The sequence below is a fragment of the Mycobacterium lepromatosis genome, from assembly GCF_000975265.2.
GTDB lineage: Bacteria > Actinomycetota > Actinomycetes > Mycobacteriales > Mycobacteriaceae > Mycobacterium > Mycobacterium lepromatosis.
In genome coordinates this window covers 722,091-738,110 of record NZ_CP083405.1, presented here as the reverse complement: position 1 = coordinate 738,110, position 16,020 = coordinate 722,091, and the positions used below count along the sequence as shown (strand labels likewise).

The 16,020-nt window shown below is 60.7% G+C and carries 13 protein-coding genes and 1 pseudogene; all 14 read right to left on the bottom strand.

Annotated features, from left to right (window positions below):
- Nucleotides 1-17: 17 nt before the first annotated feature.
- A complete protein-coding gene (gene metK, locus MLPF_RS03405; RefSeq protein WP_045842549.1) occupies nucleotides 18-1,229 on the bottom strand; it encodes a methionine adenosyltransferase in 1,212 nt (403 codons plus the stop codon).
- A gap of 121 nt (nucleotides 1,230-1,350) precedes the next feature.
- Complete coding sequence (gene coaBC, locus MLPF_RS03400; protein ID WP_045842548.1) at nucleotides 1,351-2,610, bottom strand: bifunctional phosphopantothenoylcysteine decarboxylase/phosphopantothenate--cysteine ligase CoaBC; 1,260 nt, start codon at nucleotides 2,608-2,610, stop codon at nucleotides 1,351-1,353.
- A gap of 19 nt (nucleotides 2,611-2,629) precedes the next feature.
- On the bottom strand, nucleotides 2,630-2,962 hold the full coding sequence (rpoZ, locus tag MLPF_RS03395) for a DNA-directed RNA polymerase subunit omega (RefSeq protein WP_045842547.1): 333 nt from the start codon (nucleotides 2,960-2,962) through the stop codon (nucleotides 2,630-2,632).
- An 84-nt stretch (nucleotides 2,963-3,046) separates the two neighbouring features.
- Nucleotides 3,047-3,673 carry a guanylate kinase gene (gene gmk, locus MLPF_RS03390; RefSeq protein WP_156146966.1) on the bottom strand — a complete coding sequence of 209 codons (627 nt, stop codon included), beginning with the start codon at nucleotides 3,671-3,673 and terminating at the stop codon, nucleotides 3,047-3,049.
- 55 nt (nucleotides 3,674-3,728) lie between these two features.
- On the bottom strand, nucleotides 3,729-4,046 hold the full coding sequence (gene mihF / locus MLPF_RS03385) for an integration host factor, actinobacterial type (RefSeq protein ID WP_045842545.1): 318 nt from the start codon (nucleotides 4,044-4,046) through the stop codon (nucleotides 3,729-3,731).
- Between the two features lie 822 nt (nucleotides 4,047-4,868).
- The gene (locus MLPF_RS03380; RefSeq protein WP_237817244.1) at nucleotides 4,869-6,500 is read right to left on the bottom strand and encodes a PPE family protein; all 1,632 of its coding nucleotides are present in this window, start codon (nucleotides 6,498-6,500) and stop codon (nucleotides 4,869-4,871) included.
- Nucleotides 6,497-6,796: a PE family protein gene (locus MLPF_RS03375; RefSeq protein WP_045842538.1), complete on the bottom strand. Its 300-nt coding sequence runs from the start codon at nucleotides 6,794-6,796 to the stop codon at nucleotides 6,497-6,499. Before MLPF_RS03375 ends, MLPF_RS03380 begins: the two co-directional genes overlap by 4 nt.
- A gap of 301 nt (nucleotides 6,797-7,097) precedes the next feature.
- Nucleotides 7,098-7,946, bottom strand: coding sequence for an orotidine-5'-phosphate decarboxylase (gene pyrF / locus MLPF_RS03370; RefSeq protein ID WP_045842537.1), 849 nt, complete (start codon nucleotides 7,944-7,946; stop codon nucleotides 7,098-7,100).
- Nucleotides 7,946-11,308, bottom strand: a complete 3,363-nt coding sequence (gene carB, locus MLPF_RS03365; RefSeq protein ID WP_045842542.1) for a carbamoyl-phosphate synthase large subunit — start codon at nucleotides 11,306-11,308, stop codon at nucleotides 7,946-7,948. The genes pyrF and carB overlap by 1 nt, the downstream gene beginning before the upstream one ends.
- Nucleotides 11,309-11,390: 82 nt before the next feature.
- On the bottom strand, nucleotides 11,391-12,518 hold the full coding sequence (gene carA / locus MLPF_RS03360; protein ID WP_045842536.1) for a glutamine-hydrolyzing carbamoyl-phosphate synthase small subunit: 1,128 nt from the start codon (nucleotides 12,516-12,518) through the stop codon (nucleotides 11,391-11,393).
- 76 nt (nucleotides 12,519-12,594) lie between these two features.
- Entirely contained in the window at nucleotides 12,595-13,062 is a 468-nt protein-coding gene (locus MLPF_RS03355; protein ID WP_236684859.1) for a PH-like domain-containing protein, read from the bottom strand.
- 37 nt (nucleotides 13,063-13,099) lie between these two features.
- Nucleotides 13,100-14,392 carry a dihydroorotase gene (locus tag MLPF_RS03350; protein ID WP_045842534.1) on the bottom strand — a complete coding sequence of 431 codons (1,293 nt, stop codon included), beginning with the start codon at nucleotides 14,390-14,392 and terminating at the stop codon, nucleotides 13,100-13,102.
- Complete coding sequence (locus tag MLPF_RS03345; protein ID WP_045842533.1) at nucleotides 14,389-15,351, bottom strand: aspartate carbamoyltransferase catalytic subunit; 963 nt, start codon at nucleotides 15,349-15,351, stop codon at nucleotides 14,389-14,391. Before MLPF_RS03345 ends, MLPF_RS03350 begins: the two co-directional genes overlap by 4 nt.
- A pseudogene (locus MLPF_RS03340) lies at nucleotides 15,323-15,891 on the bottom strand (type I phosphoribosyltransferase). The gene MLPF_RS03345 and the pseudogene MLPF_RS03340 overlap by 29 nt, the downstream one beginning before the upstream one ends.
- Nucleotides 15,892-16,020: the final 129 nt, after the last annotated feature.

The window sequence follows — 16,020 nt, the reverse complement described above, 5'->3', positions numbered from 1 at the left end:
GTGTGAGCGGTGCGCCCCTAGATGGCGCGCTTGAGATCGTCGACTTTGTTGAGCTGCTCCCACGGCAGTTCGACGTCAGTGCGACCGAAGTGCCCATAGGCGGCAGTTTGCGCGTAAATCGGGCGCAACAGGTGCAGGTCGCGGATGATCGCTCCGGGACGGAGATCGAACACCTCGCCGATGGCTTTCTCGATCTTGGCTGGATCGACCGCCTCGGTGCCAAAGGTCTCGACGAACAAACCGACCGGGGCGGCTTTGCCGATGGCGTATGCCACCTGCACCTCGACCCGCTCCGCCAGCCCAGCAGCGACGATGTTCTTGGCCACCCAGCGCATCGCATAGGCTGCCGACCGGTCCACCTTGGACGGATCCTTGCCGGAGAAGGCGCCGCCGCCGTGGCGCGCCCAGCCACCGTAGGTGTCGACGATGATCTTGCGACCGGTGAGCCCGGCATCACCCATCGGCCCCCCGAGCACGAACTTGCCGGTCGGGTTTACCAGCACCCGCACCGACGATGCATCCAAGGTGTCATGAGACAGGTCGTCAATAACGGTGTTGAGCACCTTCTCCCGGATATCGGGAGCCAGCGTGGCATCCAGGTCGATACCAGCAGCGTGCTGAGTGGAGATGACCACCGTATCCAAACGCACTGGGACATTGTCCTCGTAGGCGATGGTGACCTGGGTCTTGCCGTCAGAACGCAAGTAGGGCAGCACACCGTTCTTGCGTACCTCGGTCAGCCGTCGCGACAGCCGGTGAGCCAGAGCAATCGGTAGCGGCATCAGTTCCGGGGTGTCATTGATCGCGTAACCGAACATCAGGCCTTGGTCACCGGCACCCTGGGCATCCAGCGGATCCGCCGTGCCTTCGACGCGTACCTCATGGGCGGTATCGACGCCTTGGGCAATGTCAGGCGACTGAGCACCGATGCCGATGTTGACCCCGCACGACGCCCCATCGAAGCCCTTGTCCGACGAGTCGTAGCCGATCTCGAGAATACGGTCGCGGACCGTCTTACTGATATCAGCGAACGCCGTCTTGGCCAACGTCGTCACTTCACCCACCACATGCACCTGCCCGGTGGTGACCAACGTCTCGACCGCGACACGTGAGCAAGGATCCTCCGCCAAAAGTGTGTCGAGGATCGAGTCGCTGATCGCATCACAGATCTTGTCGGGATGTCCCTCGGTCACCGACTCACTGGTGAACAGCCGACCCTTCCCACTCACTACACTGCTTCCTTTCAGTAATTAGCTAAACGAATTATCTTCTCTGACATAAGTCTCAGTGCGTCCACTCGAAAAGAGAGCACCCAGCACTTATCCAGGAGCCTTACAGGATACGGGCCAGTCACCCGCCTCGTAGATCGGGAAGGCCATGCAGAAACGTGACGATCCCATCAACAATACGACTGGCCATGAGCATCTTGGAACCGTGCTGTAGCGCCAACTCGGTACCGTCGGACGCCAGCAGCCAACCGTCGTTGTTGTCCACCTCAAAGGCCCTGCCGTCACCCACAGCGTTCACGACTAAAAGGTCACAGCCCTTGCGCCGCAGCTTAGCGCGAGCATGAAATAACACATCGCCGTTGGCGTCGCCGGTTTCGGCAGCGAATCCCACAATGGCCCGCATGTTAGGCAACTGCCCATGCGCACGAGCCCGCACCACGGAGGCCAACACGTCGTCGTTGTACACCAGCTCGATCAGCGGCTCTTCCTGGTCATCGGGGCCTTTTTTGATCTTGGCGGTAGCAACTTGGGCGGGCCGGAAGTCAGCCACGGCCGCAGCCATCACCAACACGTCAGCGTCGGGAGCGTGCTTGGAAACGGCGTCTCCGAGTTGCTGGGCCGAGCCAACATGCACCACATCGACCCCAGCAGGGTTGGTCAGCCCCGAGGTGTACCCGGAGATCAACGTGACTTCGGCGCCGCGCTGAGCAGCGACCCGCGCAACAGCATAGCCCTGCTTACCGGAGCTACGGTTCCCAATGAAGCGCACCGGATCGATCGACTCTCGAGTACCACCGGCGGTCACTAGAAGTCTGCTACCCGCGAGGTCATAGGGTAAAGCGTCGTGCCGCTCCAGCAGCAACTGAGCAAGCGTTGTGATCTCTTCAGCCTCGGGCAGGCGTCCCGCTCCGCTATCGATACCGGCGAGGCGCCCAGATGCAGGTTCCAGAACAATCGCGCCGCGGCGACGCAGCATAGCCACGTTGTCGACGGTGGCCGGATGCAACCACATCTCGGTGTGCATCGCCGGCGCGAACAGGATCGGACACCGCGCGGTGAGCAGGGTCGCGGTCAATAGCTCGTCGGCTCGGCCGTGCACTGCACGGGCCAACAGGTCGGCGGTGACCGGCGCCACCACCACCAAATCGGCCTGCTTGCCGAGGTACACGTGCGGCATTGCCGGAACGTCGTCGAACACGCCGGTGTGCACCGGTTGGCCGGAGAGTGCCTCGAAGGTGGCGGCTCCGACGAAACGCAACGCCGACTGGGTTGGGATGACCCGCACCTCGTGACCGGCTTCAGCAAGCTGACGAACCACGGTACACGCCTTATACGCAGCGATACCCCCGGAGACGCCGACAACGACCCGCTTGCGGTCCATCACCTCCGACCCTGCCCTGTTACTCGCCCTCGGTGTGCTCGAGCAGATCGGCGTGAATCTCGCGCATCGCGATGGACAACGGTTTCTCCTGCAGCCCAGGCTCCACCAGCGGACCAACATATTCGAGGATGCCCTCGCCAAGCTGGTTGTAGTGGTCGTTGATCTGGCGCGCCCGCTTGGCCGCGTAGATCACCAGGGCGTATTTGCTTGAAACACGGTCCAGCAATTCGTCGATGGGTGGGTTGGTAATGCCCAACGGGGTGTCGTAAGCGCCTTGCCCACCTGACGATGGATCGAACGGATCCACGACAGTGACGGCACCCAAAGACGTGTTGGACTGCGGAATACTCACGTAAGATACTCTCCTGGCGGGATAAAGCGGTGCTGAATGCAGTTAAGGAATTCGGTGCTAGGGGTCCGGTTGTGGCTAGGTGGCTCATGCCGAGCCCGACGCGGCTCCCACCAGCAAGGATACCAATTCGGCACACGCAGACTCCAATCGACGGTTGACCACGACTTCGTCGAAGTCATCTTGTGCCGCCAATTCGATGCGCGCGGTCTCGAGCCGGCGCCGAATGGCCTCGGGTGTTTCGGTGCCGCGGCCAACCAACCTGGCTTCCAAATCCTCCCAGCTGGGCGGCGCTAAAAACACGGCGATAGCCCCAGGCATCGCTTTCCTGACCGCCCTGGCTCCGGCCAGGTCAACCTCAATAAGCACCGGAAGACCGGCCGCAGCAGCGGCCCGCACCGGCTCGGCCAGGGTGCCCGAACGGTGCATCCCGCCGTGGATCTCGGCCCATTCCAGCAATGCACCCTGGTCAATCAGCTGCTGGAATCGGGCGGGGCTAACAAAATGATAGTCAACACCGTCCATCTCATTCGGCCTAGGCTGTCGCGTCGTGGCTGACACACTGAAATGCAGGTTCGGCACCCGTTCGCGCAGACACCTGACCACCGTTGACTTGCCGACCGCCGAGGGACCGGACAGCACAACCACACGTCCTTTACCCGCCTGCTCGCACCATGCCCCGTGCTCAGTATCCGGTGCCCCGCGCGCGCTCACTGGCACTCCTGCGTCGGTGCCCCCATAGATCAAGCAGCCTGCATCGTTAGCTGAGCTAAGCGGAGCCGAACTTTTCCAGCAGCGCCTTGCGCTGACGCTCGCCGAGGCCGCGCAGCCGGCGAGTCGGTGCGATTTCCAGCTCAGTCATGATTTCCTGCGCTTTGACCTTGCCCACCTTCGGCAATGCCTCCAATAGCGCAGACACCTTCATCTTGCCCAAGACTTCATCACTTTCCGCATCCTTCAGCACCTGCTTGAGGGTGGTGCCGCCGCGCTTGAGCCGATCCTTAAGCTCTGCTCGTGCTCGACGTGCGGCAGCAGCCTTCTCCAACGCGGCCGCGCGCTGTTCGTCGGTCAACTGGGGAAGGGCCACAATTCCTCCGTCTCTCACTCCATGGCAAATCGATCATTATTTGTCTCAGCCGAGGTACTCCAGCCGGCGGAGACGACCGTACCCACGCCTCCTGACGAAATCTAACCCGACCCCCTGCTTTCGCTAACATGTTAGCCAACATAAGCCCAGCTCAGTCAGGCCTCCTGACACCGCTTAGCTGCCCGCCAAGCATCGTTGAAAGCAACCGAATACATCGGCGTGTCGAAGCCAACATGTTCTCCCTTTGGACTCCCGATCATGCCGTCTAACAGTTGTTTTAGCTTGTGAGCCAGTACCAAGCCCGACAGCACGGTGTCACCTGTGGATGGCGGTGGCCGTCGGCCGTGTGCCACGTGCGACGGGTCACGCATTTTCGTGTGACGTGTCGCGCGTGTCGCCTGGTTTGCCAGAGCGGCCACTCGATATCTTCGTTTCGGCATTTACGATTTACGGCATTGAACAAACATCCTGGTGCAGCAGTTTCCGCGCGTCCAGCTGCCCGGAACTGCCTGGCACGCCGAGACTCCGGAATCTTAAGCCGAGCCGATATCGACAGCCACGAACTGCGCCCGCGGCACTTAACACCAGATTTACCTTGCGACATTTAGCTAAAGTGTTCACATCGGAAACCACCGCCACAAACCGGGCGTTGGCAGCCTGAAACACTATCGCCCATCTGGCGACAAAACGCCTACACCGACCAGTCGGAACCGCCTTGACACCAAACCCCAACTACGCAGCTACCGGTTAAGAAATATTAGGAATCCAACGACTCATCAAAAATCCTCTTGTGAACTCAGTGTTCAGAGCTTCGCAATCCCCTTAACGGTCGGTATCACAGTGCCTCGTCGATGGCTCCCTGGCTGGGGCCCAGGTGCCCGGTACCATCGGCATCGTTGGGCCACCACCGAAGTCATCACCAGCCAGCGTAGTCAACCCAGCCACTTCGACAACAGCCTCCTTGCGTACCGTTCCAGAAAACCCGAAGCATCCCACGCCACGATCGGACACCCGGGTACCCGGCTGGCCCTCTGACGACGGAACTGCCGCGTCAAAACCCGTGTCCATCGTCACGCACTCTTCACGATGGCCACGTTCTTGCGCCACCGAGCGCCGCCGCCGAGCCCTCACCTGCTCACGCGCCGAAGCCTGGGTAGTCGCCTCAGCCACAGCGGCGGAATCGGAGACCGACCCCGAGACCTTGGCATAAGCCGACTGTCCGGAGCCGAACCCAATGCCTGGACCGCGACCATCGACGAGGTAAGGCGGGAAACCTCCGAAACCGGTAGCCGGCCCCAGCGGCGCCCCGGCGGTCGCCGGGGCGCCGCTGGCAGTCAACGAGGCCGGGGCGCCGCTGGCTGTCAACGGGGCTATGGCAGCTACCGCCGGGGCTGCCCCGGCGGTAGCTGCCATAGCGGGCGCAGCCGCTATGGGTGCCAACTCCGATACAACGGTGGGTATCGCAGCAGACGGAACGGCGCTCAGACCAGATAGCCCCGCCAAGCCAATTACCGCTCCCAAGTTGGCGATGGTGCCACCGAGAGCAGCCAACAGCAACTGCGGGTTCTCAGCCAGCCAGGTACCAAGTTGGGCTATGTGTGTCGGCCAATCGAACAAAACGATGTAAAGGAGGAACTGAAAAGCCGCTGTCGGATTGGTAAACAACAGTTCCCAAAACTGTTCACCATCCTGAAAAAACTCAAGGCCTCGAGCAAGCCACCAGATCGGCTGCCCCGGGTAGACATAGTCGTCGTAGTCCAGTCCGTTCAAGGTACCGTTGAGAGGGTCCCAAACTAGACGGCCTCCGCTGACGTTACGCAGGATGTCCGCAAAGACCCTATCTATAGCGCTGGCGTGACTACTATTACTGTGACCGTCATTACGGGAGTCCTCCTCAACGTCATCGACTAGTGCATCGGATTTCAGGATCGGCGGCGGGGAAGTGGTCTGCGGCATCGAAGCTAATGCCGAATGAGAGATTGCCGAATAGGTCGCCATCGTGGTGGCGGCCCGGACCCACATCTGCACATACTCCTCCTCGTTGAGCGCAATGGGGATGGTGTTGATGCCAAAGAAATTGGTCGCCATCAACACTCCACGCACGACTCGGTTGGCGGTCAGCTCGAGCTGTGTCGGCATGGCCTCTACTGCGGCGACGTAAGCCGCGGCCACGACCTCCTGTTGCGAAGCCACTTCCATGTAGCCGGCGGCGGCTTTCATCAGCCATGCCAGAAACGGCATACACGCACCCACAAACGTCTCAACGGCTTGCCCCTGCCACCCCCCGGACCGCACTTCCCCTAGCAATGCCTCGATCTCCGATGCAGCCCAGCGGTACTCGGCGCTAAGCCATAAGTTGTACGAGGCGGAGCTCAACATGGGTCCGATCCCTGCACCGAAGTTCAGCATGGCCGACTGCACCTCGGGAGGGAAAGCCATCCATGGGTTCGTCATAGCCCACCGCCAAGGTGCGATGCTGCTACCAACGCGTCTCTAAGCGCATAACCAATACTCGATTCGGCCCCCCCGACCCCCGAGCGGCCAAACTCTTCCACCCGCTGAGCGGTCATCGCCACGTACTGACAACCACACACGCTGAACCCAACCGCGTTCTGCACCGATACCGAGTCAGACCCGGGTGTCACGATAAACGGGGCCGCCTCGGCGTGCATGGTAACCACATGGGAGGTCACAGCTCCGATAGTAGCACTGGCGCCTTCCAGGCCTTCGGACATGACTCGCAACGTCATGACAAAGACTCCATCTATTTAAGGATGCAATGGGGATTCGACAGGCATTCCATACCACTGGATATGAATCATCGTTGCTAACCACAGGCTAAAGTACAGCGTGCCGCAGGACCAAAGACGATGAGTGTAGTCACACTACTGCTAACACTAACCTTGAGACCCCGCTCGGAGAGTTTTAGCGGTGCTGAACCTGCGTATACGCACTTTAAAAATTATTAGAGGCCGCCGATGAATTAAAATTGTTTCCAAGCAGCCTTACCAGTGACGCAATCGCCTCGCAATGACAGGCTGCGGCACTCAACTAAACAGCAGCGAGATAGGAGACGGCATCGCGCATCTGTTCGCCCGCTGCTCGCAGCTCTGGAATACCGGGGCCGGCGCGCAGCACTGCACGTGACACCGCAGGCAACAGCTGCCCCGGCGCCGCCCCGCCCAGGCCACCGAGCGCCTCGGGGTGCCCGCCCTGGGCCCCCACTCCGGGCACCAACACCGGCCCACCCAACGCGCTGACATCCAGCGCCCCGAAAACCGTTGCACCTACGACTACGCCAACGTAACCCCAGTATCCCGACTCGGACAGATAGGCGGACCGATTCACTTCCCTGTTGACGAAGGCCGCCTGGTCGATTATCACCTGAGCTACTACGCGACCGTCAAATGTGGCGCGCTGCACGGTGGCACCCTCAAGGTTAGAGGTTGATGCTAACACGAACACGCCCCGGTCGTGTGCAGCGGCGGCTTCCAGCAGCGGCCGCAACGAGCCGAATCCAAGATACGGCGAGGCCGTCACCGCGTCGACGGCCAACGGCGAATCGCCTGCCCAAGCAGCGGCGTAGGCTGCCATCGTCGACCCGATATCCCCTCGTTTGGCGTCGGCCAACACCAGCACGCCGACAGACCGCAACGCGGCGATGGTACGTTCCAGCACCGCGAAGCCGGCAGCGCCGTAGGCTTCAAAAAACGCCACCTGCGGTTTGACGATGGCGAAACCGGAAAACGCCTCCACACAAATGTCGCAGAACGCGGCTAGCCCGTCCGCGCTGGTTGGCAAGTCCCATGCGCGCAGCAGTTCAGGATGTGGGTCTATCCCCAGACACAGCTGCCCGCGGCGTGACGTCGCCTCGACCAGCCGAGCGCCGAAACCAGTCACTAGACCTCCTTATCAGCTGCGATCACCGCGCCAATAGCACTGTGCAGTTCTTGCAGCGACTGCACACCGATGTCACCCCGGATCCCCGCTTCGATACCCTGCACAGCGGCGGAAGCGCCCTGCACCGTCGTGACGCACGGAATATTGACCGAGACTGCGGCCGAGCGGATCTCATAGCCGTCGATACGCGGGCCGGAGTTGCCGTATGGCGTGTTGATCACCATATCGACGTCACCGGCCCGGATCGCATCGACCGCGGACAACGCGGGGCGGCCCGCTTTCGGTGGCTCGAAATGCTTACGCACCTTATCGCAAGGAATTCCTTTGCGGCGCAACATCTCCGCAGTGCCCTCGGTGGCTATAACATGAAAACCAAGGTCAGCCAGCCGCTTGACGGGAAACACCAGTGACCGCTTATCCCGGTTAGCCACCGACACAAACACCGTACCTTGAGTCGGCAGCGAGCCATACGCAGCGGTCTGGCTCTTGGCGAACGCCCTGCCAAAATCGTGGTCGATCCCCATGACCTCACCGGTCGATTTCATCTCCGGACCGAGCAGGGAGTCGATAGCGGCTCCGTCGGCGCTCCGGAGCCGGTTAAACGGCAACACAGCTTCTTTGACCGCGATCGGGGCGTGTGACGCCAAGTTACCGCCGTCACCGGAAGCCGCCAGCATCCCTTCGAAACGAAGCTGGAAAATACTAGAACCCAACATGATCCGGGCGCAAGCCTTGGCGAGCGGGATTGTAGTGGCCTTGGAAACGAACGGCACCGTTCGGCTGGCGCGAGGGTTGGCTTCCAGGACGTAGAGCACGTCGTCTTTGAGAGCATATTGCACATTGAGTAGTCCCACCACACCAATCCCACGTGCGATGGCTTCGGTCGCCTGACGCACCTTCTCTAGGTCACTGCGACCCAATGTTACTGGCGGAAGTGCGCAAGCCGAATCACCGGAGTGGATACCAGCTTCCTCGATGTGCTCCATAACTCCGCCGATGTACACCTCGGTGCCGTCGCACAGTGCATCGACGTCGATCTCAACCGCATCCTCGAGAAAGCGGTCCACCAGCACCGGGTGCTCGGGTGATAGTGCGGTGGCACGCGTGATGTAACCCTTCAGTGTCTCCTCGTCATAGACGATCTCCATGCCACGACCGCCAAGAACATACGAGGGCCTCACTAACACCGGATAGCCAATCTCAGTGGCGATACGGCGTGCTTGAGCAAAAGTTGTTGCGGTGCCATGCTTTGGCGCCGGTAGCCCGGCGGCTGTCAGCACGTCTCCGAACGCTCCGCGATCCTCGGCGAGATCAATGGCCTCCGGTGAGGTGCCCACGATAGGAACCCCAGCATCGGCGAGTCGTTGTGCAAGCCCTAGCGGGGTCTGGCCGCCGAGCTGCACAATGACGCCGGCTACGCCGGCACCGCCCGCCGCAGACTGCTCTTCGGCATAGAACACCTCAAGGACGTCTTCGAACGTCAACGGCTCGAAGTAAAGCCGGTCGGCGGTGTCGTAGTCGGTGGACACCGTCGCCGGGTTGCAATTAACCATCACTGTCTCAAAACCATTATGCGATAACGTGGTTGCCGCATGAACGCAACTGTAATCGAATTCGATTCCCTGGCCAATGCGATTGGGGCCGGACCCTAGGATCAGCACCTTGGGTTTTTCGGTTTGCGGGGCCACCTCCGTTTCGGCGGCAGGGTCTAGTTCATAGCTGCTGTAGTGGTAGGGCGTTGTGGCCTCGAACTCCGCGGCACATGTATCGACCGTCTTATACACCGGATGAATGCCCAGTCGTTTACGCAGCGACCGAACCCCGTCTTCTCCCTCTAATTCTGGTCGCAGGGCAGTAATCTGTCGATCCGACAGCCCGTTGTACTTAGCGCGCCGCAGCAGTTCGGCGTCAAGGACCGGGGCAGCGACCAGCTCGCGGCGCAGCTTCACCAGCTCGCCGATCTGCGCTACGAACCAGGGGTCGATGCCGGAAACCTGTGCCACCTTTTCAGTCGAAGCACCCAGTCGCAGCGCCAGTTCAACGTCATAGAGTCGACCTTCGGTCGGGGTTTGCAGCCGGAGAAGCACCTGCTCAACGTCACCCTGGGGGTCGGGCGCTGTCCAGAAACCGCAGCGGCCGGTTTCTAACGATCGCATCACCTTACCGAGTGCCTCGACAAAGTTGCGGCCCAAAGACATTGCTTCGCCGACAGATTTCATCGTAGTGGTCAGCGTGGGATCAGCGCCGGGAAATTTCTCGAACGCGAACCGCGGCGCCTTAACCACAACGTAATCCAATGTCGGTTCAAAGCAAGCCGGCGTTTCTTTAGTTATGTCGTTGAGGATTTCGTCCAGCGTGTAACCGACGGCCAGCTTGACTGCGATCTTGGCGATCGGGAAACCAGTGGCCTTGGACGCCAACGCACTGGACCGAGATACCCGCGGGTTCATCTCGATGACGATAAGCCGGCCGTCGTGGGGGTTGATCGCAAATTGGATATTGCAGCCACCGGTGTCCACGCCGATCTCGCGCAGGATCGCGATGCCCAGATCCCGCATACGCTGATATTCCCAGTCGGTCAGCGTCATGGCGGGTGCTACGGTGACCGAATCACCGGTGTGCACACCCATCGGGTCGATATTCTCGATCGAGCACACCACCACGACGCTGTCGTGTCCATCACGCATCAGCTCAAGTTCGAATTCCTTCCAACCATAGACCGATTCCTCGATCAACACGTTGGCACTAGGTGAAGCGATCAGCCCGGCGCCGGCCATCCGGCCGACCTCCTCGTCGGAGTGCGCCATGCCCGAACCCAGCCCGCCCATTGTGAAACTTGGCCGCACCACCACCGGAAAACCAAGATCCTCGACTGTTTCTCGCACCTCATCCATAGTGAAACATACTCTGCTGCGGGCTGATTCACCACCGACCTTGGTGACGATGTCTTTGAATTGCTGTCGGTCCTCGCCGCGCTGGATGGCCTCGAAATCAGCGCCGATGAGCTCGACGCCGTAGCGCTCCAACACTCCGCTTTCGTACAGAGCTACCGCTGTGTTGAGCGCGGTCTGCCCACCCAAGGTGGCCAGCAAAGCATCAATCCTGTTGCCACGCTCGGCCTGCTGAACGATTACCCGCTCCACGAAGGCCGGTGTAATCGGCTCGACGTAGGTGTAGTCGGCAAACTCCGGATCGGTCATGATGGTGGCCGGGTTGGAGTTGACCAGACTCACTCGCAAGCCCTCGGCCCGCAGCACTCGACATGCCTGGGTACCGGCATAGTCGAACTCGCAGGCCTGCCCGATGACGATCGGCCCCGAGCCGATCACCAGTACGTGGTTGAGATCAGTCCGCCGCGGCACTAGCGTCCCCCCTTTCTGGGCGCGAGCGTCCACATTTGCACGGCAATTGCGACGTGTAGCTGTGCAATGCGCGAGCTCGCGGTCATCGCTGAGCTGCCATGAGTTCGACAAAGCTATCGAATAGGTACTCTGCATCGTGCGGGCCGGCGGCCGCCTCCGGGTGGTATTGCACCGAAAATGCACGCCCATCAGCGAGTTTGACACCTTCCACCACCCCATCGTTGGCACAGGTGTGACTGACCACCGCTGGACCAAAAGGTGTGTCGAAGGACTGACCCGCCTCCCCTTCCAGCGCGAAACCATGGTTTTGCGCGGTCACCGCGACCCGTCCGGTGGCGTGGTCGATGACAGGTATATTGATACCGCGGTGGCCAAACACCATCTTGTAGGTCGACAGTCCCAGCGCCCGGCCCAAGATCTGACTGCCGAAACAGATACCGAACAAAGGAATTCCAGCGTCCAACACCTCTCGGGTGAGCGCAACGACGTGGTCGGCCGTAGCCGGGTCGCCGGGGCCACTGGATAAAAACAGACCATGTGGTTTGATGTCAGCAATTTGGTTGAACGTCGCCGACGCCGGCAGCACATAGCTGAGGATCCCACGCCGAGCGAAGTTGCGCGGCGTGTTGGTCTTGATCCCGAGGTCAAGGGCTGCCACCGTAAATCGTTGCTTCCCTTCGGGTTCAACAACATATACATCTGGTGTACTGGCTTCGCCAGCAAGATCGGCACCCAACATCGACTGCTGGGTGCGCACATGCTGTACTAGCGTCTCGATATTTAGGGGCTCGGTCATTGCCTTGCCAGAAAACACACCTGCCTTCATCGAACCATATCTACGCAGATGACGCACTACCGACCGAGTGTCAATACCGGCGATCCCAACAATACCCTGGCGAACCATCTCGTCTTCCAGCGTGCCGGTGGCACGCCAGTTCGAGGCGTACGGCGACGGGTCACGCACCGCGTAACCAGCGACCCAGATTCTATCTTCGCGACTCTCACCGTCCTGGTCGTTCCAGCCGGTGTTGCCGATCTGCGGGGCGGTGGCCACCAAGATCTGGCGGTGATAACTGGGATCAGTCAACGTCTCCTGGTAGCCGGACATCCCGGTGGAAAACACGGCTTCACCCAGCGTTTGGCCGATCGCACCAAACGGTATGCCGGTGAAGACACGGCCGTCTTCGAGAACCAGTAGGGCTTTGCTCACGAGAGCCGCTCCTTTCTCCCGCAAGCGGGAGGTGCCCCCACATTACTCTTTCGCTCTGCATCGTCGACGGCGCAGCTCACGCAGCTTCTCCTGTATGGGGCTCCAGACACTCGTGGTATTGGTTGCGGTTATTTGCCCAAAACGCGGTATCGAGCTCAACGCCCGACAGGAACCGCCACCGAATAGCAAATATCCGATTGCGAACAGCAATCTTTCCAGCGATGCCGCACTCGGTACAGATGGCAATAATCGACTCCTGCGGAATCCAAATCTGGCGGATATGGATGCACTGCAACATGATTTCTTCGGGATAGCGGGTCGGCACCACCTTGCTGCGATACCCAAAATCACCGGCCGCGATCCGCTCGTTCCAGAGTGGAGCCATCATGTACCCGACGTACATGCCGTGGGTAATCGTAGTTTCCGCACACACCTCGGCAAGCATGTCGAACTGAATGCTCATCAGCTCCACCTGCCGACGCCCACGGCACCGCCATCTGCGCATCATCAGTTGAATCACCACTGCCACCAACACCACCAGCACCGAAGCAAAAACCAGCGACCCACCAGCGTGTCGGAGTTCATACCGGACTCTTCTGATCCCGAGCGGTGACCTTCCCGCGCAGCAGGGTCGCAGTCACAGTGGCGGGCAGAGTCATCGCCTCGTATGGTGTGTTGGCTGACCTGCTGGCCAGGCCGTCACCGGTAACCGTCCAGGTAACGTCCGGGTCCACCACCGTCAGGTTAGCCGGTTCGCCCACCTCCAGTGGCCGGCCATGATCTGGCAACCCAGCAATGCGGGCCGGGTTCTCACTCATCACCTGCGCGACATCGCGCCAGCTTAATAGACCAGGCATCACCATCGTGTGCACCACCACCGACAGCGCCGTCTGCAAGCCCAGCATGCCAGGGCGCGCCGCGGAGAATTCGACGCATTTCTCATGATCGGCATGCGGGGCGTGGTCGGTAGTCACGCAATCGATGATCCCATCAGCCAACGCCTGCCGTAGTGCGACTGCGTCGGCGGCTTCACGTAGCGGCGGGTTGACTCGATTCACCCCATCGTAGCTGGCTAGCCTGCTGTCATCGAGCAGAAGATGATGTGGTGTTACCTCGGCAGTTATGGAAATTCCTTGCTCCTTAGCCCATTTCAGGATCTCCACAGTGCCTGCGGTAGAGGCATGGCAGATGTGCACCCGAGCGCCGGCATCGCGGGCCAACAGGGCGTCACGGGCAACGATCGATTCCTCAGCCGCTCTGGGCCATCCCGACAATCCCAACCTGGCGGCCGTAGGTCCTTCGTGCGCAACAGCGCCGACAGTCAGCCTCGGCTCCTCGGCGTGCTGAGCGATCAGCACTCCCAAACCGGTGGCGTACTCCAGGGCACGGCGCATCACCAACGGGTTATGCACGCAGTTGCCATCGTCGGAGAAGATCCGCACCTGTGCGGCACCGGCAGCCATCATACCCATCTCGGTGAGCTCGGCTCCGGCCAGCCCGACAGTGACCGCACCGACGGGGTGCACATCAACCAGGCCGACCTGCTGGCCACGGTGCCAGACATGGTCGGTAACCACCGGACTGTCCGCCACCGGGGTGGTATTGGGCATCGCGAAAACCGCAGTATAACCACCAAGAGCCGCCGCTGCCGAACCAGTTTCGATGTCCTCAGCATATTCGCGGCCCGGCTCACGCAAGTGGGTGTGCAGATCCACCAGGCCGGGAAGCAGTACCTGATCGGTGGCATCGATCAGGTCAGCAGTGTCGGGAATATCAAGACCCGCACCAATGTTGGTAATCTGGCCGCCCTCAACCATTACATCGACCCGTTCACCCTCGCCGTACAAACGGACACCGCGAAGTAACACGCTCATGCCGCACCCTCTTCTTCAGCCAACTCGGTCTCAACCAGAACATGGAAAAGTACTGCCATCCGCACATGCACACCGTTGGAAACCTGTTGCAAAACAGCTGATTGCGACGAGTCAGCAACCGAGGAGGCGATTTCCATGCCACGCAGCATCGGCCCTGGGTGCAGCACCACGGCATGGCCGGGCAACATTGCCTGGCGCCGCTCGGTTAGCCCATAAAAACACGAATACTCGCGTACCGAAGGGAAAAACCCGCCATTCATCCGTTCGGCCTGTACTCGCAGAATCAGCACCGCATCGGCGGCGGGTAGTTCAGCGTCAAAGTCGCCTGAGACAGTGGCCGGCCAGCCGTCAACCCCAATCGGCAACAAAGTCCGCGGCGCCACCAGCACCACCTCGGCGCCCAGAGTGTCTAGCAGCACGACGTTGGACCGCGCGACCCGACTGTGCAAGATGTCGCCGACGATTACGATGCGCCGGCCTTCAATGCCGCCAAGCCGCTGACGGATAGTGAGCGCGTCCAGCAGCGCCTGGGTCGGGTGCTCATGAGTGCCGTCGCCGGCATTGATCACCGCCGGGCCACCCTCGCCGGTCTCAGCAGCAGTCCAACCGGCAAGCAGATGGGCAGCACCGGACGCCGGGTGCCGGATAATCAACGCGTCAGCACCGGCCGCACGCAGTGTCAGCGCGGTGTCACGCAACGATTCGCCCTTATCCACCGACGATCCTACCGCGCTGACACTGATCACATTGGCGCTCATCCACTTGCCTGCCACCTCGAACGACACGCGGGTGCGAGTCGAATTTTCGTAGAACATCGTGACTACCGTGCGACCTCGTAGCGTCGGCAGCCTCTTGATCTCACGACCCACCAGAGCCTGCGCGAACCGATCGGCATCGTCGAGAATGGCGGTGGCATCGTCGCGGCTCAAATCACCGGCGGTCAAAAGATGTCTGCGCATACGCACCGTCCCTGGATATCACTACGCCATAGCGGTCGTCGTGCTCACGCAGCAGTACATGCACACTCTCACGTTGCGAGGTAGGCACATTCTTGCCCACGTAGTCGGTACGGAGACAGTTCTCGGTGGTCGGGATCGACCAGCAAAACAAACTGAACGGTTCGCAACTGGCCCCGCATCGATAGTGGCATGTACCGAGCGCCCGGCATACAGAACGTCGTCAACACCGCCGAGCAAGATCGACGTGGCCTTCAGTGGCCGCGTCGACTGCATCATCGGGTCATCGCAGCACAGAGCGATGTCCAACCCACCGGGACCTACCTCAATTCCAGTGTATTCGCCAGTGTTGCCGGTCAAGATGATGCCGTGCATCGGGCTTCCCAGCAGCATTACCCGGGGCGTATCGGAGCCATCTAACGCAGTCTTTCCGGTGATCTGGTGAGCAATACGGAAAATAGTACGACCGACGTCGGCCACGGACATAAGTTCTCGGGATTCTCTGGATCCCAGGGCAAAAGCGGGGTCATCCGCGGTACCCATGCGAGACATGGTGGTACGCAGACCTCCTTCTCCGCCTCTCCGGACGGATCGTTAAAGGACGTCGACTGCCGGGCAGCGTAGCACTACTGCCCCTTGGCGACGATGCGGGGCACCCAGCGGGATCGTCGG